The organism is Bacillus sp. 005/A4HT-01/001 (genome assembly GCF_004634445.1).
Taxonomy (GTDB): Bacteria; Bacillota; Bacilli; order Bacillales; family Bacillaceae; genus Bacillus; species Bacillus altitudinis.
In genome coordinates this window covers 160,728-182,133 of sequence record NZ_SEIZ01000003.1, presented here as the reverse complement: position 1 = coordinate 182,133, position 21,406 = coordinate 160,728, and the positions used below count along the sequence as shown (strand labels likewise).

Sequence of the window (21,406 nt, the reverse complement as noted above, 5' to 3'; positions counted from 1 at the left end):
GCATCGGGTTACCGTCATATAATGATGAAAGTGCTCTTTTCTCGGATAATTTTCATCTATTTGTTTAAACATTTTTTATCTCCTCCTGAATGTTATTTCATGTATTCAGGAGGAGACTTTATCTGTTTTCACCACCACAATCATCCTTTCAAGAGTTATGTCATGTTTCTGTCCATTCAAAGTCTACCATGAGCTTTGTTTATGATAAAGCCTCCAGCAACTCTTCGTAAGTAATCTTCCCTAACGTGAAGGGTTCTAGTGCCATATATATTTCTCCACTGTCAATATAGAATTTGTCATTTTGAGTGCTATCCTCTATTCACTTCTACCCTTACTGCTGCTGAAGCTTTTCCATTGTTTTATCGTACCCAGCCAAATCATCAATTTGATAATAACCGACGGTTAACAATAGGCATGAAAAAGTGAAGAATGATGCCTCCGAAACAAATCGTTAATATGGTACCAGCACCAATAGGTCCTTTGCATATAAAAGCTAATATGAAGAAAAATGCATATAATATTGTTCTCGAAAATGCGATGGTTCTTTTTGAAATATCTCGAAGAATGAGTGTTAAATGATCAATTGGCGTTGATGCGAATTTTGTTTGAAGATATACGGCTGTTCCAAGACCAATGAATATCAAACCAGCTCCGAAGCAAGTCAGTTTGCTAAACCAAGTACTTGTATAAATGACATATTTGATGAGGAGTAACCACAGATCAATACCGATTCCAGTCACGAACGCTGTAATCAAACCTAAAAAAACAGGTTTTTTTCTCACTAATATAGAATTGCAAATTAAGATGATGATTGAAATTAAGACTTCCCAGCTCCCTACGGTAAGACCAAATTCTTTGGAAAGGCCAACTAAAAGAGCATCAAATGGAGAAGCACCTAGTCCTGATTGTATTGTTAATGAAATTCCTAAACTTAATACGAGTACACCTAATCCGTAATAAACATACTTTTTTTTATTAGACATGATCTCTACTTAAAGATAATTCTTTTATCATTAAAACGTGCAGAATCCCGTCTTCCATAAATTCATCTGAAGCAGTTTGAAAACCAAGTTTTTTATAAAAACCTTCTGCTTGTGTTTGTCCATGCAGCTTTATCTTTGCAATTCCTTTTTCTTGCATGATTTTTTCCAGTTCTCTGATAATCACTTTGCCTAAACCGTACTTACGATAAGGTTTTAGGATGCAAATTCGTTCCAATTTACCTGTACCATCCACAATACGCACCCGACCTGTGCCGACAGGTTCATTCTCATGGCATACCAAGACATGCTGACATTGTTCCTGAAGAGTGTCAAATTGATCAAATTCTTCAGACTCAGGTACTTGCTGTTCATCAATAAAGACCGACTTTCTAATATTAAGAGCAACTTGTAAGTCATTTTCAGTTGTTATTTTTTTTATATGCATTGTTTATCAATCCTTTTCTGATATTAGTCTGAACCAGGTGAAGCATTTATATGGTCTTATACTAGTAAGAATAAAATATTTTTATTGCAATTACAACAAAAATGCAGGTTTTTTTAAGATAGTGGGCATTTTGCAAGAGAAAGAAATTGAGAAAGCTGGTTTTAGTAGTGAATGTCGAAGCGGAATTAATGCGAACTATTACGCCACTTATCAGTTTGGTATCTCTTGGCGTTACACTTCTCACTTTTGGTGCCTTTGTTTTTTTGTGATTAACATTTGAAGAAAGTTCTCAGAAAAAATCCCCTAGCCATAAAAGTCAGGGGTTTTACTTTGTTCTTCCCTGAAAAAGACTGATTTAATAAGGTTCTATGATGAGCCATTCTGATAAAAAATGTGTGTTTACTGAAAAGGTTCGTCCCCAATCTGTCCCCATAAAAAAACAGACCCTGTATGGTCTGTTTTAATTTTGCCTATACGTTTTGAGAAATTGTATTTCGATTGATCATTGTCGTGTTTCGATCGATTTTTTGTGGAATGAAAGTTGTATTTCTATTCGACTCCTCCATTGTTGTATTCCGATTTGATGCTGGTTTAATCAAGCTAGATGCTTCATATACACCTGCACCTAGAAGGATAATAGAGCTTATAACAATCATTTTTTTAACACTCATAAAGACACTCTCCTTTTTGAATATTATGTTGGGCTTGAAATGCCTTCCTGTAATATTCTGTTGCTTTTTCAAACTTTCCTCTTTTTTCATGAATCACTGCAAGGTTTTTAGTGAATTCTTCTACGAAAACAAACAACTGCTTTTCTTCAAATGCCTGTAGCATAGCTTGAATCTCTTCCTCATCATTACTTTCATATGTTGTTCTTATAGAACGTATTAATAAAATTTCGTGCGGGTTCTCTTTATGAGAGACAAGTTCCAAAGCTTTATCCACTAATTTGGATGCTTCATCATTTTCTCCTGTCTTATATAGTGCCCAACAGAGGTTAACATATATGACCGATTTTACATCGTCCACACCATCTTCTGATATTTCAAGAGACTCTTGATAATATTGGATAGCCTTTGCATAATCTTGTTTTTTTTCATAATTGTTTCCTATATTTAAAAGTGCCTTGGCAATCAACCTTTTATCCGCTATTTCTTCAGCGATGGAATAGGCTTTATTCAGATGTATTAATGATTTTTCATACTGCTTAAAATCATCATAATTTCCTGCTATTACAAATAAGCATTGAACTTTTCTAATCTTGTATAACTCATACTGATCGTATATTTCAAGCGCCTTTATGATGTGATGCATAGAAACATGAGTTTGTTTCATAATATAGTAGGCTTCAGCCACCTTGAAGTGAAACTCCGCTTGCTCAATATCATCGACAACCAGTGCGAGCTGCCGCTCAGCGATCTTGTAATATTGAATGGCCTGTACATATTCTTTTATACTGAACTCATACATTCCACGAAAAAACGCGTTGTAATACTGCAGCATGCCGGACAATTTATGGTTGGAGTTTTCTATTTTATCTACTAAGTCTGTTATGGATAAAGAGCGCTGCTCTGAGGGTTTAATATAATCAAGCATAAGCTGATGACGAAAGCACATCAATTGATAGTAAATCAGTAAATCCTGGTCTTCTTCCATTCGTTCAATTTCTTGTTCTACCTCAGCTTTCAAAATCTCTGCATCTGGCACACTAAATTGACGAATCATTTTATACCATTCATTTATTTTCACACCAACATGTGAAGAAAGAACTTTCTCCATCCCCTTACTCCCCTTCTACAATATTTCCTTATATTACATTTATTATGACATACAGAAATTTACAAGGCACCGAAAAGAAACCGCAAAAAGAACCATTGTACATCAATAAACCTTTGGCACATGTCTTTATCCTCACAAAACAAAAAGGCAAACTCATTTCAGTCTGCCTTCATCTTCTAGATTTCCATGAGAATACCTTTTGTCTTCAGGTAATTTGCATTGAATCTAGCCTTTTTTCTTTTAATATTGCATACAATTTCGTGATGTCTAGATCGATCACCAGACTATATGTGCATCGGGTTACCGTCATATAATGATGAAAGTGCTCTTTTCTCGGATAATTTTCATCTATTTGTTTAAACATTTTTTATCTCCTCCTGAATGTAATTGCTTGTATTCAGGAGGAAGCTTTATCTGTTTTTACCACCACAATCATCCTTTCACAAGATATATCATGTTTCTGTTTATTCAAAGACTACTATGAGCTTTGCCTACGTTAAAGCCTCCTCCTGAATGTGATTTACTGTATTCAGGAGGAAGCTTTATCTGTTTTTACCACCACAATCATCCTTTCACAAGATATATCATGTTTCTGTTTATTCAAAGACTACTATGAGCTTTGCCTACGTTAAAGCCTCCTCCTGAATGTGATTTACTGTATTCAGGAGGAAGCTTTATCTGTTTTTACCACCACAATCATCCTTTCACAAGATATATCATGTTTCTGTTTATTCAAAGACTACCATGACCTTTACCTAAGTTAAAGCCTCCAGCAACTCTTCATAAGTCATCTTGCCCAACGTGAATTTTTCTAGTGCTATATATGTATTCTCCGCTGAGGTATTCATTCTATTATGACAGTCATTCACTAGCTCATGTTCATTTGGTAATGGTTCATGTATATGTTCTGTTTTTCGAAATGCTTCATAGTATCTTATACCAAATATTCTTTGGGACATCGCATTGATGTGAATTCCGTCCGGATTAGGTATAAGGCTTTTCGCAGTAACATAATAACAATTTTCATGATGATTTACATATTTTTGTAGTATCTCATTGATCAGTTGATGTTCCACACATCCTGCGCCAAATGCTGTCTTTCCTAAGAAATCGCCCAAACCACCTATCACAAGCGGAATGTTAGGTACAGATAATTCAGTTCTCAGTTCATGAAATAATCTTCGTATTTTTTCATCGTATTCTTTGTATTTCCCATCTTGGCTGTCACTTTCTCCTTGATGCCATAATATTCCGGCCAATTCGCTATCTTCCCTTGCAAATTTAGCTTCATTTATTGCATGACGAAATAATGCCCCATCTCGTGACCACTCATCAATGGAACTGCCACCTTCGGCACATGGAATAAGACCAATTTTTTCTCCCTCATGATCCTTACACCAAGTCTCCGCGAAGGAAGCCGCCAGTCCTACACCAGCTACCGACCTATCAAAATGAATAGGTTCAGTCATCATTTGCCATCTTCCATTTCGCAGCATCATGATTCTTTCATTATAAATTGGCGGCACTTCATGCTTAAAGCCTCGACCCGCCATATTAGATTGTCCAATTAGTAAAAATGACTTCATATTTTTCTCCCCCTCTCTTCATTTTTCATATTTTTGTTGAAAGAACAGTAAACAGTAATTACTTAGGGTAAGATCCTGATGCATCTATCAATCAGGTGGATCGACTATGATCAATCCACTTAAACCATTTTAACAAGAAGAAATCTCTTGTCCATGTTGTCATATGGGCTGACGTTAAACTTGTGAAAAAAACATATTCATGTATAATACAATTGATGTATCATACATGAATTTTAGGAGGGTGACCTTTTTGAAAAGAGAAGATGCCTTAAAACTAAGATCAGATATTAAGAAAATGATTATAATAACTGGGGTTTTTGAATCTCAAAATTTGCCCAATGGACCATTTGAAAAACCTCTACCAACTTCTCAAATGATGGCGTTAGAGGAAATAGAGATGGAAAAATTAACTGTTTGGCAACTATCCAATAAACTTAGATTAGAGACTTCAACTGTAAGTAGATTGGTAGATAAGTTAGTAAAAAAGGGACTTGTTTATCGTGAAGTAAATGAAAAAAACAGAAGAGAACTTTTTCTGCACCTCACAGAAAAAGGTCACATTACTGTTAATCGCTTAAGAGAACAATCCCTTACATTTTATCAACGTATCCTTAATAATTTATCAGAATCAGAACAAAAAATAGTTGTGGATGGTTTTGAATTATTTATTGATTCTATTTCTAAGTCTTTTGATTAGAGTGAGGTAAATCATACCCTTTGGAGGATAAAATGAGTTTGGATTTTGAACGTCCTATTATTGAACTAAAAGAGAAATTTGATGAATTAAAGAAAATGATGAAAGAACATAATGTAGATTTATCATCAGAAATTCAAGAATTAGAAAAACGTTTAAATAAAATGCAAGATGAAATTTATTCTAATCTTACACCTTTTCAACGAGTTCAAATTGCAAGGCTACGTAACCGGCCCACGACATTGGATTATATACCTTTATTGTTTACAAACTTTTTTGAACTTCATGGTGATCGATTATATGGTGATGATCAAGCAATGATAGGTGGTATTGCAAAATTTAAAGGGATGCCCGTTACGGTTATTGGTCATCAAAGAGGGAGAAGTACAAAGGAAAATATAGAAAGAAATTTTGGAATGGCACATCCAGAAGGTTATAGAAAAGCGCTAAGACTGATGAAACAAGCTGATAAATTTAATCGCCCTATTATTACATTTATTGATACAATAGGCGCCTATCCAGGGAAAGGGTCTGAAGAACGTGGAATTTCTGAAGCAATAGCTCGAAATCTATTGGAAATGGCTACACTTAAAGTACCAATTGTTTGTATTGTAATTGGAGAAGCATCAAGTGGTGGAGCCCTTGGCATTAGTGTCGGTAACCATATCCATATGTTAGAGTATTCATGGTACTCGGTCATTTCGCCAGAAGGAGCAGCATCTATCCTATGGAAGGATGCTAAGTATGCTCCAGAAGCTGCTAAACATATGAAAATTTCAGCAAAAGATTTAAAGCATTTAGGAATTATTGATGAAATCATTCCTGAAATTAAGGGTGGAGCACAAAATGATATAAAATCACAGGCAAAATTGATTGAATCTGTGATTGAATCATCTCTTAAAAAATTGATACGATTATCCTCGGAAGAGCTTATACAACAGCGATATGAAAAGTATAGACAAATAGAGAATTATAAATGAAAATATTTAAAATCCGTATCGGATTATCTTCCATCAATACTTTTTCTGAAGGTTCTCAAATCCTCCTCATAAAAAACAGACCATTCAGGGTCTGTTTTCATTTTGACTATATGTTTTGAGATTCTCCATCTCTCAATCGCTGCGCCATATCTAAAGCAAAATAAGTCAAAATGCCATCGCATCCGGCGCGTTTGAACGCCATTAATGATTCTTCAATTACAACATTTGCATCAAGCCAGCCATTCTGAATAGCTGCCATCAACATTGAATATTCTCCACTAACCTGGTAGGCAAAAGTAGGAACTTTAAATTCAGATTTCACCCGATGTATGACATCTAAATAAGGCAGCCCTGGTTTTACCATGACCATGTCCGCGCCCTCATTCAAATCAAGCGCTACCTCTCGAAGGGCTTCATCGCTATTGGCAGAATCCATTTGATAGCTTTTTTTATCCCCAGACAATACATTCCCCAGAGCTTGACGGAAAGGACCATAGAAGCCGGATGCATATTTTACCGCATACGATAGAATTCTTGTATTAACCAGTTCCTTTTCTTCTAAAGCACTCCGTATAGCACCTATACGCCCATCCATCATGTCAGATGGAGCTACAACATCAAAACCAGCTTCCGCAAGTATGATGGCTTGTTCGGATAATCTACTTACACTTTCATCGTTTACGACATAGCCATTACGTAAAATTCCATCTTGCCCATGAGTGGTGTAAGGATCTAATGCAACATCACCGATTAATCCCAGTTCCGGAAATGCCCTCTTAAGCTCGCGGGCAGCCCGACAAATCAAATTATCCGGATTTGTCGCCTCACTCCCATCAGCATCTTTTTTTTCTGGATCGATAACAGGAAATAGCGCAACTGCTGGAATTCCCAATTCTACTGCCTGTCCCACGTGCTCAATAAGACGATCTAGTCCGACTCGCAACTGCCCTGGCAGCGAAACAATTTCTTCCTCTCCCGGTTGTTCCCGAACAAAAACTGGCCAAATGAAGTCATCAGCCGACAACCGATTTTCGGCAACCAATCTGCGGCTCCAGTCATTGTTTCGATTTCTTCTCATCCGAGTGGACGGATAACTCTCCATTATTATCATCTCCTACTGTTTTTTACCTAGTGGTTTTATTATTGCTCAATTATATACCGACTTTAAACAAAAATCCCGATTTTCGGCTGGAATTAACTTTTTCCTGTCTATATAGTACCTTAGATTGCTGACTTAAACCTTAACAGACGTAACGATCCACTTTGCAGAACACTTTCATCGTTTTGGTCCTAAGAATACTTAGAAACAACCTGATGGATAAAAACTGAACAAATATTCATTACCCACAAAACAAAAAAACCTTGCTAGGCAAGGGTTTAAACGATGATTCCGACTGGGCTCAAACCAGCGACCTCTACCCTGTTGTAGAATCCTGTGATTATCACCGATATCCTCTATTCACTTATAAGCCTTGATACATAAGCTTTCCTTACCCTTCTGTATTCTCTGGTGTTCCTTCGTATTTTTTTAAAACCGAAAAAAATGTTACCTTTTTATACACCTGTTTTAAGCTTTATCACCATTAATATATTTCACCAACATAGCTGCTGCGTACATAAAGAATGCAGCGATTAAACCATTCACCATACTTCCAAAAACTACAATCAAAATCTGTCCTGCGTAATCTGTCCATGTCTTATCTGGAAATACAGCAATGTTCCATATACTCACCAGCATATAGAATCCAGTCACAACGATAAACGTCCAAACAACTAACTTTGATTTGAGCATTTATTGACAATCCCCCAGTATCCATTTTCTTCTATGATAACATGGGTTCTTTTCAAATTCTCAATCAGTACAAAGATTATTTCATCTAGATTGATGATTAATCCATTCCAACAAAAATTTCTTCGTCTGCGCTGCTGGATAATACCACTTGTTCCCTATCTTCCTTTTAGGAAAGTTCTCATCAAAGAAAAACTCTTTTTGCATTGTGTTCATACACATGCTCGTTTGACGTTCAAGTTCTTTCGTATTCCAAAATAGCAACTCATTGTCTAATTTTTTTAAATGTTTTTCTAACTCCTCTAAATAAATCTTTCTAACTTCTTCTTTGTCAATTTTAACCTCAATCACTGTCTTCTTTCCTTTCGATTTCAAATAATTCATCAAAAAGTATACGACAGAGATATTGAGGTTTCTATAGCCGTGATTAGCTTGGATTAAATTACAGTAACTTGGTTACATTTATCAAAAATTAATACTCTTCAGCTACTTGCTTGTATGAATTTATCTCTACTGTAATGATGTTTTCTTGTTATCCTTTCAAAACGTATATGAGCAATACACAGAATTGGTTTCTTCAAATAGCTTTAAATTCTCTATTTTTAAACAATCGAAAGTACCTATAGCAATTTTGAGTATAGCTTTACTTTTCATTACCATGTCATACTGAATAACCCGATCGTCCAAGCTTAAAATATCTTTCATAAACATTGCATGTAATTCGAATCTATTATCCTCATATCTAAAGCTAAGTATTTTCATTTTTAATCCCCCTAATTTTATTTCCTTAATTATACAGAGGATTTAGATAGAATGAAAAAAATACCGTAGCTTTAAGTTACACCCATCCTTCGTTCAGCACTTAATGGCAGCTTTCGCCTTTCAGATACATGTACAAATAGGAAAGCATAGTGGTATCCTATCCTCATTTACCATCGACTGAGTCACTACCCTTTTAAGTTTAACGTGTGTTAGCGCATTCCACGACAGTCTTATCCTTAAAAATGGCATCACTAAAGACAACACATTGATCCAGGAGTATAGACTGATTCTATTTAGTTAGGTGAGGTAAACTTTACTTGCCTCGTAAAATGCACGACCTATTGAATACAAACTAAATTAAGTTAGAATGGGCTGGTATCACAGAGCATACCAACCCATCAGATTAGATAGTGCGCCAACACTTTTCTAATCAGCTAGAAATGACGATCATGAGCAGTAGGAATAGCCCTAATGTGCTCATGATTGTTACAAATAGTAACTCATCAATTAACCTTGCATCTAAAAAGAAATTGAATACAATATTATTGAATTCATTGATGATGTAAAGAATGAATTCAATCAAATAAATAAAAAATTAGATAGACAAATAGCCACTTACATTAATGTGTAGATGGTTTTTTCATGCGTAAATATGCCCTTTTCAAGATGTAAGAAATTAGTAACTCATCGAATTAAACAAAGACAAACAGCATGTGATTTAAAGCCCATTTATTCTAATTTATGTAAAATCAATTCCTTTCTGTGATATCCTCACTATTGAAAAATGATTAGAAAGGAAGTATTCCAATGAAAAAGTTTTTTGTTAAGATGTTGCTAGTTCTTATATCAGCAGCAGTATTTGTTCCAACAACAGCTACATATGCAACAGAAAACGTCGATCAGAAAGAAGATTTGGTAGTAACTATCAATCCCACTGAACTTCAGAAACAACTTGCTCTAAGGGATGTACCTTTAGAAAAACAAGAAGCCTTGCTTCAAGCATTTAAGGCTATTGAGAATGCTAACAATGATCCACTTGCTACTACAAATGGCCCTAAGGGTGCGGCTATTAAGGCAGCAATCAAAGTAATTAAAGGCTTAGTGAATAACGACTGGGCAAAATGGGTTTTACAGCAACGTTTTGGAAAAGAAGCTGTAAATGGTACTGTCAAAAATGCAAACAATATCATTAAAGAATTAGAAAAAATTATTGATACTCCAAAAAATGCAGTTAGTAGGGCTCGAAAAGTCGTTTCTGCAGAGCTCAAAAAACATATCGATTCAGGTGTAGCTGATACAATTGGACTTGTTGTTGAATACATCGTTCTCACTGCTGATTTTCTTATACTTTAGATAAAAGGATGGTACATTTATATGTCACAAAATCAATTCATTGAGTTTCAAAAAGCCAATGGTTTAGACGATGAGGACGTTCAGTTCCTAATTACTCTCTCAGGAGCATTTTGCACCTGTGAAGAAGAAAACAAAAAGGCATATGACATAACAAGAACAGCGTTCATTAGACACTTTGGTGAAGAATTAAACCTTTCAGATATTGAAGGAAATACTAGAGAAGAATATGAAGAGATCATCAATCAATTTCTAAGCAAGAAGGATAAAAAAATCAATGTGGACGAGCTTTTACAATCTTTTTATGATGCAGATATGATGGATGGATTAAAAAAGAAATTCAATTAACGGCCTTCTCTTGAAGGTCTTTTTTAATTACCATCATTTACATATAAACCCCCTCCTCTATTTTTCTTATTATTAATTTTAGAAATTGAATTAGAGGTGTTTTATTGTGGTCAGAACTAATAGAGGAAATTGGAAAGAAATCTTTGAGTATGCAAAAAAGAATACACTAAAGACACACCTAATGTACAAATATAAAAAAGTCATGAAAAAGAACCCCAAAATTATAGGGTTCTTTTTCTCACATTCCTGGTCTAACATCATTTAAAGAAACTTTCATATTAATCCCTCCCCTACTCTCTTCAACATACTTCTTTTATTTAAAATTTAAAAATCTAGCGGGCAATATATTTCTCACCTATAAACTTAATCATTTTAAAATTAATGTGAGAATTACTCCAATTAAAGAAGCGATTAAAGAACCAGAAGCTAAATATATTACCAAATTTTCTTTTTGAATAGAGTAAGCCATTCTAATATGATCTAAAGATTCAGAGTAAATGATGTTATATTTCTCTGTATACTTACCACTCACAAAATACAATGGTGTTTCTTCACCATTTATATAAGCTTTCCACTCTTTAACTAGTACACTGGACTCACTATAATTTCCAAGTAGCTTGTTATCATTTAATGATCTCATTTTATTAATAAGCCACTTGTAATCTCTATATTTAATTCTTTTCGAAGTATTCAAAAAGTACTTGTTAATTATTTCATTGATCTCATGACGTTCAATATTTTCAAATAAGAAATAATAAAAATCCATTCGATAAGTTGCAAACAATCCTAATATATTTATAGGTGAAAATAAGTAATTATTTGAATAATAAAAATCCAATTTGAGGCCTTCTGTTCTAATTAAATCAACTAACATAAAGTTTCGGTCAATCTTAATAGTTTGAAATAGAAATACATTTTTAAATGTTTCATCATTGAGATGTTTTTCTGGAAAGTTTATAGCATTATACTGAGGTAAAGTATATTTCCTCCCTAAATTTAAGTTTAATAAATCTGCTAACTTAGCCTGTAAAGCTGTGCCTCTGAGATTTAGAATTGAATTATGAATAAATTCAAATTGTTTTAATTCAACATGTTTGTCAATATCAAAATAACCTAAAAACCATTTATCATTTAACGATTTTTTGTTATCTTTAATAAATTCATTCCAATTATCACTATTCATGATTTTCTTAAAATTAATACAAAATTCTACAACAACTTCATTGTTGTTTATTTGAGTAAATGCAAGAGTTACTTTATCTACAAATAAATCATTCTTAAAAGTTACTACTCCTATATTGGATATGCTCGTATAATCATACTGCATTTTTAAATAATTTAATTCTCTTTTTTTCTTATAATTCAAAAACAGCTCTACAGCGTATTCACATCTATTTAAATTTCCAATACCTCTAATTAACTTATTCAACTCAGTGTTATCATAAACGTCATAGAATTGAACTTTACTAATATGAACAAACTCTTCGTTTTTTAACTGCTGGTTTTTCTTTTTAATAAATTCTAAATATTCTTCGTTGTTGTCGACAATTGAGAAGAGCTTATTTAAAAATTTTGTTTGCAACTTGGTTATTTTTTTCTTTTTGAGCATCTTAAGCAAACTATTACCTCTTTCTGAATAAAAAAATCTTTAATTTCAATTATCTCTCACCCCATTGGAAAAAACAAACAAAAAAGATTTATAGATTAAGTTCTATAAACCTTTTAAAAAATTCCACACATTTACTTTAAACCATTTACAATTCGCCCTAGAACTTTTTCAGCCCCTTTTTCATCAGCGACCATTTTATCGATGTACATATTCACTGAATAATTGTTGGTAATATTCATGGACTCTGACACTTTAAATCCTGGAACAGAAAGTATAGGGATAGCTACTGAAGAAGCAACATTGTTAAACATACTTCGTATTGACTCGTAGTTCTTTGCTATTGCTCCCATACTATTATCTTCTATCTTTGATTCTCTAAGCAGCTCTACAGCTTTAAGCATGTTAACTGAGTCTTGTTTATTGGGGACAATTTCTCCATCATCTACTACAGCTAAAGCTCCTTGAGCTGGTACTTTACCAACTGATCCACCAGTCTTAAAACGATCGATTTTTTGTCCAGTAGTATTACCCTTAACGACAACACCCAGAGCATTTGAAGCCTCTTTCCAACAGATAGCCAATCAAATTGACGACATACTAAATTAACCACACTGTACTTTTCAGTGTGGTTGTTAATTTGCTAATTATATCTTTCAGAAATACAAAAGCCACTCTCGATTATCTCGAGAATGGCTCTGCATCAACATCTTTTTATATGATTCCGACTGGGCTCGAACCAGCGACCTCTACCCTGTCAAGGTAGCGCTCTCCCAGCTGAGCTACGGAATCGGGTTATGTATCAGTTCTGGGATTTCTGTTACTGACAGTCTCTATTATATAACCATCATCGTCAGTCGTCAATGGTTTTGTTCAAAAAAGGCACAAAGCCGGTATCCATACCGGCTTTTTACTGACTTTTATGATTGGTTCACAAGAACTGGCTTTAGTTGATCTAGTGCTTGTTTGAAGTCCCTTTTGAGGTCTTCTCCGTTTTCTACGCCCACACTTAATCGAAGTAAACCATCCGTGATGCCTCTTTTTTCTCTTTCTTCTTTTGGCATAGCGGCATGGGACATTTTGGCCGGATAGGAAAGAATGGATTCGACTGCTCCGAGGCTTACGGCGAATACAGGTAATGTGACGCCATCGACCAATTCTTTGACAGCCGCTTGGTTTTCTAGTTCAAATGAAAGAACAGCACCTGCACCGCTCGCCTGCTTCCGCTGAATGTCTGCCCCTGGGTGATCATCTAATCCTGGGTAATATATTTTTTTGACCGCAGGATGTTCTTTTAGAAATGTAGCCAGTTCTAATGCGGTTTGACTGGCTTTTTCTAATCTGACTTGAAGGGTCTTTAATCCTCTGAGCACAAGCCAGCAATCCTGTACGCCAAGCACCGCCCCGAAGGAGTTTTGCAGCGAATAAAGTTCGTCTCCTAGCTTCTCATCTTTCACCACGGCTAAGCCTGACAGTACATCACTGTGGCCGCTTAAAAATTTCGTTGCACTGTGCAGCACAACGTCTACACCAAGGTCCAGCGGACGCTGAAGCGCAGGCGTTAAAAACGTATTATCTAAGAAAGTCAGACAGTCATGTTCTTTCGCAATCTGTACGACACCTTCAATATCCGTAATACCGAGTGTAGGGTTTGACGGTGTTTCCATGTAAATGACTTTTGTATTTGATTGAATGCCTTGTTTCACTTCATTCAAATTGGTCATGTCCACAAAGGTATGCTCAATCCCAAATCTTGAAAGAACTTGGGTGATCATTCGGAAAGTCCCGCCGTACACATCTCTTGTGACAAGGACATGATCTCCTTTTGATAATAGAAGAAAAGCGGTTGAAATGGCTGCCATACCTGACGCAAAGGCAAGCCCTCTCGTTCCTCCTTCTAGCGCTGCAATGGTATCCTCCAATGCCTGACGTGTAGGGGTGCCTGATCGGGAGTAGTCATATTGCCCAAAATCATCGAAGCTGCTTTGGTGAAACGTCGATGCATGTTGAATCGGTACACTGACTGCACCTGTTGAACGGTCTGTTTTAAACGCATTATGAACGAGTTGTGTTTCTAGTGTCCAATCATGTGTGGTCATTTCGTGTGTACCTCCTCTTTCACATTTGATAGTGCCTGTTTTAAGTCTGCTTTTAGGTCCTCCACATGCTCAATCCCAACAGAGAAACGGAGAAGCTTATTACACACACCGTTTGCGATGCGAATCTCTTCTGGAATATCCATGTGCGTTTGCGTTGCAGGATACGTAATGAAGCTTTCGACTCCGCCAAGGCTTTCAGCAAAACAAATCGTTTTCAGCTTCTTTAAAAATGGATTGACCCAGTCCTCTTTGGCTACTCGGAATGACAGCATGCCTCCCTTTCCTGGGTAAAGCACATCTAGAATTTCAGGCTGCTGCTTTAGAAAGTCAGCTAATTCCTTCGCATTTGCTTCGTGCTGACGCATTCTCAGCGCCAATGTTTTCATTCCTCTCATTAAAAGCCATGAGTCAAATGGAGATAAAACCGCTCCGATGGCGTTTTGATGCTGGAACATGTCTTCCGATAGCTGCTCCCCATTTGTGACGACAAGTCCGGCAAGAACATCATTATGTCCGCCTAAATATTTGGTTGCACTATGAATGACAATGTCTGCTCCGAGTGTAATCGGTTTTTGCAAGACGGGCGTATAAAAGGTGTTATCCACAATGACCAATGCACCGTGATCTTTTGCGATTTTCGCAACCTTTTGAATATCCGCTTCCTGCATGAGTGGGTTTGTTGGCGTTTCAATAAAGACGGCTTTTGTATTTGGCGTCATTTTAGAGCGTAAACAGTCTTCATCTGAAAAATCATCATAAACAAAGCGCAGTCCGTACTTTTTCCATTCGTTTTCAAATAGACGGTATGTACCGCCATATAAATCTGATGAAACAATGAGTTCATCCCCGCTCTCAAACAGCGCCATGATCGTTTGGATGGCAGCCATTCCCGAACTGAAGGCAAAACCGGCCGTTCCTTCTTCGAGTGAAGCAATCGCATCTTCTACAAGCTGCCTTGTTGGGTTTTTCGTCCGAATATAATCAAATCCTGTTGATTCCCCAATGCCTCTATGTCTGTAAGCTGTTGAAAGATAAACGGGAGGACTGACAGTACCAGTCACCTCTTCGCTGCGGTTTCCAATTTGCGCTAACTTCGTTTCCACATGTTCTGTCATTTGACACCATCCTAAGTAAAAATCTAATTTCAAAACAGAAAAACCCCTTCTTCATAAGAAGAAGGGGTTTAATCGCTTCCTCTTATCTTCCAAGCAGAAAAGCTGCTTGCTGGATTTAGCACCTTGGTACATCACATGAAGTGATGCATACCGGTTGCTGAGGTTTCAAAGGGCCAGTCCCTCCACCTCTCACGATAAGAATGTGTTGTCTGTCTGTTCTAATTCTTAATACTGTAACGCATTAAACCTCATTTTTCAAGGGGAAATGTAACGATTAATTAAAATTTTCTGTATTTTGCAGCAGATTGGATGCCAGCCAATTTGATTGCATGTTAGCATATAGGAACAACGCTGTTTTTCGTGTTACAATGAATGGAAACGTTTCACTTATGATGAATTTGGTTAGCTGGAGGAATGGATTATGGTGAAGAAAACAGGCATCATTCAAGAAGAAACCTTACAGTCAAAAGAACTTGGGGCAGATATGACCATTTTGATTTATTTACCAGTCAATTACTCCCCCCTTTATACATATCATGTCATCATTGCACAAGATGGTCATGATTATTTCCGCTTAGGTAAAATAGGCAGACAAGCGGAAGAATTAATGCAAAACAAAGAAATGGAACGCTCGATTATCATTGGTGTCCCATATGAAAATGTGACTGAAAGGCGAAATACGTATCATCCAGACGGACCAAAGTTCGAGGCGTATAAACGCTTTTTGGCAAATGAACTCGTTCCGTATATTGATGAACACTATCCAACGTATCAAGTTGGATCAGGTCGTACATTTATTGGTGATTCATTAGGTGCTACGATCTCACTTATGACAGCCATTGATTATCCTTCGTTATTTGGCGGACTGATTTTGCAGTCTCCTTACGTGGATGAGTCGGTTCTGCAAGCAGTCAAACAGTCATCATCCCTTGCTCATTATGCCATTATCCATCAAATCGGGTTAGAAGAAACAGCTGTGAAAACGACAGATGGGCAAGTGCTTGACTTTATTCAGCCGAACGAAGAATTAAAGGTCCTTTTGGAGAAGTCCGGTGCGGATTATTTATTTGAGACATTCGAAGGCGATCATAAATGGACGTTTTGGCAGCCGCTCATTTCACCTTCGTTAAAAAGAATGCTCCCATATTCGTTAATCAACTGAATTTTGTTATAATAAAAAATAATAAATACTTTCTTAATCAGGAGGGAACATGATGAAATACGGAGTTGTTTTATTTCCATCAAAAAAATTGCAAGACATTGCGAACTCTTATCGGAAACGTTATGATCCGAACTATGCACTCATACCACCTCATTTAACATTAAGAACACCCTTTGAATTAACGGATCTAGAAGCAGCTGAGGTCGTCTCCACCTTGCGAGAGTATGCAAAAAATGCTTCTCCTATTACGTTACGTATTAAAAAATTCAGTTCATTCGCTCCTGTAAACAACGTGATTTATATGAAAGTAGAACCGAACGAAGAATTAATGGCTCTCAATGAGAAGTTGTACACTGATCCGCTTGCTGGTACACCTGAATATGCATTTGTTCCGCATGTGACAGTGGCTCAAAAGTTATCCGACGATGAGCATTCAGACGTTCTAGGCACATTGAAGCTGAGAAAAATTGACCACGAGGAAACGGTTGACCGCTTCCATCTTTTATATCAATTAGAGAACGGTTCTTGGACCGTTTATGAAACATTTATCTTAGGAGAAGAGGGTTAAAGACATTTGAATACAGTCATCGTAAAAGAACAAACACAACGAGAAGATGCTTATTATGTTCGAAAAGAAGTTTTCGTAAAAGAACAAGAAGTCCCGTTAGAGATCGAAATTGATGAACTTGAGGACGAAGCCATTCACTTTGTCATTTATAATGATGACAACAAACCACAAGCTGCTGCTAGACTGCGCATAATTGAAGGTCATAAAGCAAAGCTTGAACGAATTTGTGTATTAAAAGAGGCGCGCTCTTTCGGTCTTGGCCACCAGCTTTTAGAAGCACTTGAGTCTGAAGCGATGGCAAACGGAGCGAAAGAAGCTGTCATGCATGCACAAGTCCAAGCTCTTCCTTTCTACGAAAAGAAAGGCTACAAAGCCGTTTCAGAACCGTTTGAAGAAGCAGGGATTACACATGTCAAAATGACAAAAACACTATCCGTTTAACGACAATAAAAAGCCAGGGCATCATGGATGCTCTGGCTTTTTATTGATTCCATCTCGTTCGCTCAGGAAGAAAGCGCAGTCATTTAGACGTAAGTATTGATATGAACGCCCTTGCCTTCTTCCATAAACATATCTCGTACAAAGCGTTCCCGCTTTTTTTGCTGTACTTTCGTTTCCGCTTCTGTCACTAAGTCCTCTTTTTTCTCCAGCTCTCTGTATACCTTGTCATGAAAGGTGCGGGTGACCTTCGTCACTTTCGCATAGTCTTCTTTATCCTGAGGAGCAGGACGATTGATATATTGAAAATACAGATCCGGCTGAATCGGGGCTATATATCCCATCAAGAACGCCTCCTTTGCTTCTCTTCTACTCTACTATTCCCTAATTATGACTGTTTGAAACACGCCTCATTTGATATGATTAGATGTGTTTCTTTTTAACATTGATTGACTATTGGAGGACTAGCTTTGAAATGCGCACGACGACATGATCGAACGATCTCATTACATACATATTCGAGAGAACACTATCAATTCCTCCATGATGAGGGGAAAAAAGGGCATTTATCTTGCCCATATTGCGGACAACCCGTCTTTTTTAGATTAAATATACATGAAGAACCTGCCTTTATCCATAAGCCAATATCTCAGCAAGAGATTTGCGAAAAAAGAGAACAACAAGAGGAAAAGAAACCGGCTGAACGAGAGGAAGAGGCATCCTACAAAGAACTTGGCGGCTTTCGCTTTCCAACCGGCAAACAGATCATCTCACAAACAGAAGAATCGGATGACTGGCAGGAACCACGATCCATTCAATTTGGCGAAACCTTTCATTTAGAAAAGAATGAAGAAGTGCATACCATTGACCTCTTTCCACACATCACCTTCAGCGCACCGCAGCTTCAAGCTGTCACACACAAAGACGGTCCGATGCTTGTGCTGGCTGGCGCCGGCAGCGGGAAAACAAGGGTACTGACAGCAAGAGCTGCTTATCTGATGTCGCACCATCAAATCCCTGCTCACCATATCCTGCTCGTGACCTTCACCACAAAAGCAAGCAGTGAAATGAAAGAAAGACTGCGTATGCAGTATCAGCTTCATCCATCACAGGCGAGCCAAGTTGTGACAGGTACATTCCACAGTTTATTTTATAAAATGCTGCTTCACGATAATCGGGGCAAATGGAACGGACAGCATTTGATTAAATTCGACTGGCAAAAAGAGCAGTATATTCGCAAAGCGATCATGAATGAAGGACTTGATGAAAAAGACTATCCAACCGATCAAGTGCTGCAATCAATCGGCTATTGGAAAAATGCTTTTTTACCAAACGAACTTCCTGAGCTGAAAGATGAAAAGGAAAAGCAAATGTGGACAATCTATCAGTCATACGAGCAGCAAAAGCGTGAAAACCAACAATTTGACTTTGATGACATGGCGATTGCCTGTTTACACATGCTGAATAAGCAGCCTGAATTGCTCAAACAATATCAAGAACGATTCAAGTATATTTTAGTAGATGAATTTCAAGATATTAATCCCGTACAATATCAATTAATCCAGCTTTTAGCTGGAGAATCCGAGCAGCTATTTTGTGTAGGCGATGATGATCAAGCCATCTATGCATTTAGAGGAAGCAATCCTGCTTTTATTCTTGACTTCAAACAGGACTATCCTTCGGCCGAGATCGTCCATTTACATGCAAATTACCGCTCTCATCATACGATTGTCGCAAGTGCTGACGCCATTATTAAGAAGAACCAGCATCGTTACGAGAAAACGTTAAAAGCCGTTCGCGTGGAGAAAATTCCGCCGACTCTTTTTTATCCATATGACGAGGAAGAGGAAGCGACCATGATCGTAGCAGATATTCAGGAGAAAATTAAAAACGGTGCAAAACCGAATGACTTTTGCGTGCTGTTTAGAACGAATACAGGAGGCCGAGCGATTTATGAACGTCTTCATCAATCGGCGATTCCGTATCAAACCGATGCTGGCGTAAAAGCCTTTTATAGCAGAAGAATTGTTCGGGTGCTGCTCGCTTTTCTTTCGCTCAGTCAGGATGCAGATGATGTCGCCGCAATGAAGCTGCTGCTGCCCGTTTTCTTTTTAAAGCAGCAAACACTGAATACCATGAAGGCGCTGACCATTACGGAAGATTGTTCTATGGTAGAGGCACTTGGAAAGCTAACAGACATTCAGCCGTTTCAGCGCAAAAAACTACAATCGATCGTTCCCCTGTTTCGAACGTTAAAATCGTTAAAGCCATCTGAAGCTGTAGCGTTTATTGAACAAAGGATGGGACTTGGTGATTATTTAAAAAAACGCGTGAATGATACGAATGTGCTTGAAAAAGGAACAGATGATGTACGAGATGTGAAAACAGCGGCGAAACGTTTTGAAACGATTGAAGCCTTCCTCGCTCATGCCGAACATATGAAATCTGCTGAAAAGGAAAAATCAGATGAACCAGGCGTTCAGCTCATGACGATCCACCGTGCGAAGGGACTAGAATTCCAAACAGTGTACATCACGAGCGTGGTTGATGGGGCGCTCCCTCATGACTTTGCACTTGATGAGCTGAGAAGCGGTGATGAAGAAGCCATCGAAGAGGAGCGGCGCTTATTATACGTTGCCATGACGAGAGCAGAACAATCCCTTTATCTATCCGTTCCATCATATAGAAGAGGAAAAACGGCTCACCGCTCCCGCTTTTTGTACCCTCTTTTAAAGAAAAATCGTGAATTATTCACACAAAAACAACAGGCCCCCCTTTAAATGGAGAGCCTGTTGTTTATTTTTTGTTGTTCATCATTTTAGCGATTGTATTAAAATCAAGCTTTTCTTTTCCACTTGTAATCGATTGAACGATTTTGTCTTCCATTTCTTTAGGTACACGTTTGTTTGCAAGCTGCGCCACTTTTTTAATGACACCTCGTACGGTATTCTCATCTTTAAAGTTCGCGTTTTGCAAAGAACCTGCAAGCTTAAAGACATCATTCATATTTACACCTGTTTTATTTTCCACACTTTTAAAGAACTTATTATCCATTCCTTTGCCTCCTCTTTGTGGAGTAATCACCTTACTATATGAAAATAGGCGAGATATGTGCCTATCCTGCTGCCTTGTTAGCAAAGAGAAAGGAAAGCAAAAGGCTTCCCTATTGCTTCCCTCACCTTCTTACTGTTTAGTTAAAGAAAGAAGCACCAACGATGATTAGAAGGATGAAAAGCACGACGACAAGAACAAAAGTTGAACCATAACCGCCGCCGTAGCCGCCACCATAACCTCCGCAATAACCGCCACCGTAACCGTAACAACTCATATTTAAGCACCTCCTCTTCTCCCTTACAAAATATGAAAAATACATGAAATGGTTTGGACGATCACATAAAAAAGTGCGGAATTTTTATTTCTGCTGTTTAAAGACGTAATCTGCCTCTCCATGACGGATCATGAATGCTTCTGTTTCTTTCGCAAAAGTATCCATTTTCTCGCCAAATGCTTTTAAGTGCTCTTCAAGATCCTTCGCTTTATTCGCTAGATCCATTTCAGCTTTTTCGTGCGCTTGCTCTTTCCCATCATGGGGTTTAGTGAACAAGGAACCGATTAATTGTTCGAATGCATCCATTCTGGTCACCCCTTCTCTCTTACATATGCATCACCCAAAAAAAGGGCAACAAAAAAACCGGATAAATC

25 protein-coding genes, 1 tRNA gene, 1 pseudogene and 1 riboswitch are annotated in these 21,406 nt (G+C 37.3%); of the genes and pseudogenes, 8 read left to right on the top strand and 19 right to left on the bottom strand.

Features of this window, described 5'->3' with window-relative positions:
* Window positions 1-380: 380 nt before the first annotated feature.
* The 6 genes and pseudogenes from ES896_RS10595 to ES896_RS10570 form a co-directional block, all read right to left on the bottom strand.
* Window positions 381-983, bottom strand: coding sequence for a YczE/YyaS/YitT family protein (locus tag ES896_RS10595; protein ID WP_008348364.1), 603 nt, complete (start codon window positions 981-983; stop codon window positions 381-383).
* Complete coding sequence (locus ES896_RS10590; RefSeq protein ID WP_008348366.1) at window positions 976-1,428, bottom strand: GNAT family N-acetyltransferase; 453 nt, start codon at window positions 1,426-1,428, stop codon at window positions 976-978. Before ES896_RS10590 ends, ES896_RS10595 begins: the two co-directional genes overlap by 8 nt.
* 470 nt (window positions 1,429-1,898) lie before the next feature.
* Window positions 1,899-2,099, bottom strand: a complete 201-nt coding sequence (locus ES896_RS10585; RefSeq protein WP_008348369.1) for a hypothetical protein — start codon at window positions 2,097-2,099, stop codon at window positions 1,899-1,901.
* On the bottom strand, window positions 2,089-3,207 hold the full coding sequence (locus tag ES896_RS10580; protein WP_135226783.1) for a response regulator aspartate phosphatase: 1,119 nt from the start codon (window positions 3,205-3,207) through the stop codon (window positions 2,089-2,091). Before ES896_RS10580 ends, ES896_RS10585 begins: the two co-directional genes overlap by 11 nt.
* A 226-nt stretch (window positions 3,208-3,433) precedes the next feature.
* A pseudogene (locus ES896_RS10575) lies at window positions 3,434-3,571 on the bottom strand (CatA-like O-acetyltransferase); the annotation flags it as partial.
* 391 nt (window positions 3,572-3,962) lie between these two features.
* Window positions 3,963-4,793: a sialate O-acetylesterase gene (locus ES896_RS10570; protein ID WP_019743044.1), complete on the bottom strand. Its 831-nt coding sequence runs from the start codon at window positions 4,791-4,793 to the stop codon at window positions 3,963-3,965.
* Window positions 4,794-5,043: 250 nt separating this feature from the next.
* Here ES896_RS10570 and ES896_RS10565 point away from each other — a divergent pair, with 250 nt between their 5' ends.
* Entirely contained in the window at window positions 5,044-5,490 is a 447-nt protein-coding gene (locus ES896_RS10565) for a MarR family winged helix-turn-helix transcriptional regulator (RefSeq protein ID WP_008348375.1), read from the top strand.
* Between the two features lie 32 nt (window positions 5,491-5,522).
* Complete coding sequence (locus ES896_RS10560; RefSeq protein ID WP_098680908.1) at window positions 5,523-6,467, top strand: acetyl-CoA carboxylase carboxyltransferase subunit alpha; 945 nt, start codon at window positions 5,523-5,525, stop codon at window positions 6,465-6,467.
* A 106-nt stretch (window positions 6,468-6,573) separates the two neighbouring features.
* On the opposite strand, the gene hemB is transcribed toward ES896_RS10560, so the two are convergent.
* The 4 genes from hemB to ES896_RS10540 all read right to left on the bottom strand — a co-directional run bounded on the left by hemB (window position 6,574) and on the right by ES896_RS10540 (window position 9,018).
* Entirely contained in the window at window positions 6,574-7,569 is a 996-nt protein-coding gene (gene hemB, locus ES896_RS10555) for a porphobilinogen synthase (RefSeq protein ID WP_017359643.1), read from the bottom strand.
* Window positions 7,570-8,034: 465 nt separating this feature from the next.
* Complete coding sequence (locus ES896_RS10550; RefSeq protein ID WP_017359644.1) at window positions 8,035-8,259, bottom strand: hypothetical protein; 225 nt, start codon at window positions 8,257-8,259, stop codon at window positions 8,035-8,037.
* An 81-nt stretch (window positions 8,260-8,340) separates the two neighbouring features.
* Window positions 8,341-8,607, bottom strand: a complete 267-nt coding sequence (locus ES896_RS10545) for a hypothetical protein (protein WP_039956503.1) — start codon at window positions 8,605-8,607, stop codon at window positions 8,341-8,343.
* Window positions 8,608-8,796: 189 nt separating this feature from the next.
* Window positions 8,797-9,018 (bottom strand): hypothetical protein, encoded by a 222-nt coding sequence (locus tag ES896_RS10540; RefSeq protein WP_017359646.1) that lies wholly within the window; start codon window positions 9,016-9,018, stop codon window positions 8,797-8,799.
* A gap of 807 nt (window positions 9,019-9,825) precedes the next feature.
* On the opposite strand from ES896_RS10540, the gene ES896_RS10535 reads away from it, so the two are divergent.
* On the top strand, window positions 9,826-10,371 hold the full coding sequence (locus tag ES896_RS10535; protein ID WP_135226782.1) for a hypothetical protein: 546 nt from the start codon (window positions 9,826-9,828) through the stop codon (window positions 10,369-10,371).
* 21 nt (window positions 10,372-10,392) lie between these two features.
* Complete coding sequence (locus ES896_RS10530; RefSeq protein WP_099496440.1) at window positions 10,393-10,716, top strand: hypothetical protein; 324 nt, start codon at window positions 10,393-10,395, stop codon at window positions 10,714-10,716.
* Between the two features lie 367 nt (window positions 10,717-11,083).
* Here ES896_RS10530 and ES896_RS10525 read toward each other — a convergent pair whose 3' ends face one another.
* From ES896_RS10525 to ES896_RS10505, 5 genes are all read right to left on the bottom strand, one after another.
* The gene (locus tag ES896_RS10525; protein ID WP_083495502.1) at window positions 11,084-12,334 is read right to left on the bottom strand and encodes a hypothetical protein; all 1,251 of its coding nucleotides are present in this window, start codon (window positions 12,332-12,334) and stop codon (window positions 11,084-11,086) included.
* A 122-nt stretch (window positions 12,335-12,456) separates the two neighbouring features.
* The gene (locus ES896_RS10520; protein ID WP_240688376.1) at window positions 12,457-12,906 is read right to left on the bottom strand and encodes a hypothetical protein; all 450 of its coding nucleotides are present in this window, start codon (window positions 12,904-12,906) and stop codon (window positions 12,457-12,459) included.
* 135 nt (window positions 12,907-13,041) lie between these two features.
* A tRNA-Val gene (locus ES896_RS10515) sits at window positions 13,042-13,114 on the bottom strand.
* Between the two features lie 128 nt (window positions 13,115-13,242).
* On the bottom strand, window positions 13,243-14,421 hold the full coding sequence (metC, locus tag ES896_RS10510; protein ID WP_008348402.1) for a cystathionine beta-lyase: 1,179 nt from the start codon (window positions 14,419-14,421) through the stop codon (window positions 13,243-13,245).
* Window positions 14,418-15,536, bottom strand: a complete 1,119-nt coding sequence (locus tag ES896_RS10505) for a methionine biosynthesis PLP-dependent protein (protein WP_135226781.1) — start codon at window positions 15,534-15,536, stop codon at window positions 14,418-14,420. Before ES896_RS10505 ends, metC begins: the two co-directional genes overlap by 4 nt.
* A 79-nt stretch (window positions 15,537-15,615) precedes the next feature.
* Window positions 15,616-15,737: riboswitch (SAM riboswitch) on the bottom strand.
* Window positions 15,738-15,957: 220 nt separating this feature from the next.
* Between ES896_RS10505 and ES896_RS10500 the strand changes: the two genes are divergently transcribed.
* From ES896_RS10500 to ES896_RS10490, 3 genes are read left to right on the top strand one after another with little or no spacing between them, the layout of a single operon-like run.
* Window positions 15,958-16,698, top strand: coding sequence for an esterase family protein (locus tag ES896_RS10500; protein ID WP_019743058.1), 741 nt, complete (start codon window positions 15,958-15,960; stop codon window positions 16,696-16,698).
* Window positions 16,699-16,750: 52 nt separating this feature from the next.
* On the top strand, window positions 16,751-17,266 hold the full coding sequence (locus ES896_RS10495; protein ID WP_017359656.1) for a YjcG family protein: 516 nt from the start codon (window positions 16,751-16,753) through the stop codon (window positions 17,264-17,266).
* A gap of 6 nt (window positions 17,267-17,272) precedes the next feature.
* On the top strand, window positions 17,273-17,707 hold the full coding sequence (locus tag ES896_RS10490; protein WP_008348412.1) for a GNAT family N-acetyltransferase: 435 nt from the start codon (window positions 17,273-17,275) through the stop codon (window positions 17,705-17,707).
* 83 nt (window positions 17,708-17,790) lie between these two features.
* Here ES896_RS10490 and ES896_RS10485 read toward each other — a convergent pair whose 3' ends face one another.
* A complete protein-coding gene (locus tag ES896_RS10485; RefSeq protein WP_008348414.1) occupies window positions 17,791-18,048 on the bottom strand; it encodes a hypothetical protein in 258 nt (85 codons plus the stop codon).
* Between the two features lie 126 nt (window positions 18,049-18,174).
* Between ES896_RS10485 and ES896_RS10480 the strand changes: the two genes are divergently transcribed.
* Window positions 18,175-20,484: an ATP-dependent helicase gene (locus ES896_RS10480; RefSeq protein WP_025207167.1), complete on the top strand. Its 2,310-nt coding sequence runs from the start codon at window positions 18,175-18,177 to the stop codon at window positions 20,482-20,484.
* Window positions 20,485-20,500: 16 nt separating this feature from the next.
* On the opposite strand, the gene spoVIF is transcribed toward ES896_RS10480, so the two are convergent.
* From spoVIF to ES896_RS10465, 3 genes are all read right to left on the bottom strand, one after another.
* Window positions 20,501-20,758, bottom strand: coding sequence for a sporulation-specific transcription regulator SpoVIF (gene spoVIF / locus ES896_RS10475; protein WP_008348417.1), 258 nt, complete (start codon window positions 20,756-20,758; stop codon window positions 20,501-20,503).
* A gap of 136 nt (window positions 20,759-20,894) precedes the next feature.
* Window positions 20,895-21,032 carry a YjcZ family sporulation protein gene (locus ES896_RS10470; RefSeq protein WP_008348419.1) on the bottom strand — a complete coding sequence of 46 codons (138 nt, stop codon included), beginning with the start codon at window positions 21,030-21,032 and terminating at the stop codon, window positions 20,895-20,897.
* Between the two features lie 84 nt (window positions 21,033-21,116).
* Entirely contained in the window at window positions 21,117-21,338 is a 222-nt protein-coding gene (locus ES896_RS10465; protein ID WP_008348420.1) for a hypothetical protein, read from the bottom strand.
* Window positions 21,339-21,406 lie beyond the last annotated feature (68 nt).

Excerpts from the sequence above, each read along its gene's own strand:
- ES896_RS10465 (WP_008348420.1), bottom strand. The coding sequence starts at position 21,338 with ATGGATGCATTCGAACAATTAATCGGTTCCTTGTTCACTAAACCCCAT.
- ES896_RS10580 (WP_135226783.1), bottom strand. The coding sequence starts at position 3,207 with ATGGAGAAAGTTCTTTCTTCACATGTTGGTGTGAAAATAAATGAATGG.
- ES896_RS10500 (WP_019743058.1), top strand. The coding sequence starts at position 15,958 with ATGGTGAAGAAAACAGGCATCATTCAAGAAGAAACCTTACAGTCAAAA.
- ES896_RS10485 (WP_008348414.1), bottom strand. The coding sequence starts at position 18,048 with ATGGGATATATAGCCCCGATTCAGCCGGATCTGTATTTTCAATATATC.
- spoVIF (WP_008348417.1), bottom strand. The coding sequence starts at position 20,758 with ATGGATAATAAGTTCTTTAAAAGTGTGGAAAATAAAACAGGTGTAAAT.
- ES896_RS10570 (WP_019743044.1), bottom strand. The coding sequence starts at position 4,793 with ATGAAGTCATTTTTACTAATTGGACAATCTAATATGGCGGGTCGAGGC.
- ES896_RS10550 (WP_017359644.1), bottom strand. The coding sequence starts at position 8,259 with ATGCTCAAATCAAAGTTAGTTGTTTGGACGTTTATCGTTGTGACTGGA.
- ES896_RS10505 (WP_135226781.1), bottom strand. The coding sequence starts at position 15,536 with ATGACAGAACATGTGGAAACGAAGTTAGCGCAAATTGGAAACCGCAGC.
- hemB (WP_017359643.1), bottom strand. The coding sequence starts at position 7,569 with ATGGAGAGTTATCCGTCCACTCGGATGAGAAGAAATCGAAACAATGAC.
- ES896_RS10495 (WP_017359656.1), top strand. The coding sequence starts at position 16,751 with ATGAAATACGGAGTTGTTTTATTTCCATCAAAAAAATTGCAAGACATT.
- ES896_RS10540 (WP_017359646.1), bottom strand. The coding sequence starts at position 9,018 with ATGAAAATACTTAGCTTTAGATATGAGGATAATAGATTCGAATTACAT.
- ES896_RS10535 (WP_135226782.1), top strand. The coding sequence starts at position 9,826 with ATGAAAAAGTTTTTTGTTAAGATGTTGCTAGTTCTTATATCAGCAGCA.
- ES896_RS10530 (WP_099496440.1), top strand. The coding sequence starts at position 10,393 with ATGTCACAAAATCAATTCATTGAGTTTCAAAAAGCCAATGGTTTAGAC.
- ES896_RS10560 (WP_098680908.1), top strand. The coding sequence starts at position 5,523 with ATGAGTTTGGATTTTGAACGTCCTATTATTGAACTAAAAGAGAAATTT.
- ES896_RS10590 (WP_008348366.1), bottom strand. The coding sequence starts at position 1,428 with ATGCATATAAAAAAAATAACAACTGAAAATGACTTACAAGTTGCTCTT.
- ES896_RS10470 (WP_008348419.1), bottom strand. The coding sequence starts at position 21,032 with ATGAGTTGTTACGGTTACGGTGGCGGTTATTGCGGAGGTTATGGTGGC.
- ES896_RS10595 (WP_008348364.1), bottom strand. The coding sequence starts at position 983 with ATGTCTAATAAAAAAAAGTATGTTTATTACGGATTAGGTGTACTCGTA.
- metC (WP_008348402.1), bottom strand. The coding sequence starts at position 14,421 with ATGACCACACATGATTGGACACTAGAAACACAACTCGTTCATAATGCG.
- ES896_RS10585 (WP_008348369.1), bottom strand. The coding sequence starts at position 2,099 with ATGAGTGTTAAAAAAATGATTGTTATAAGCTCTATTATCCTTCTAGGT.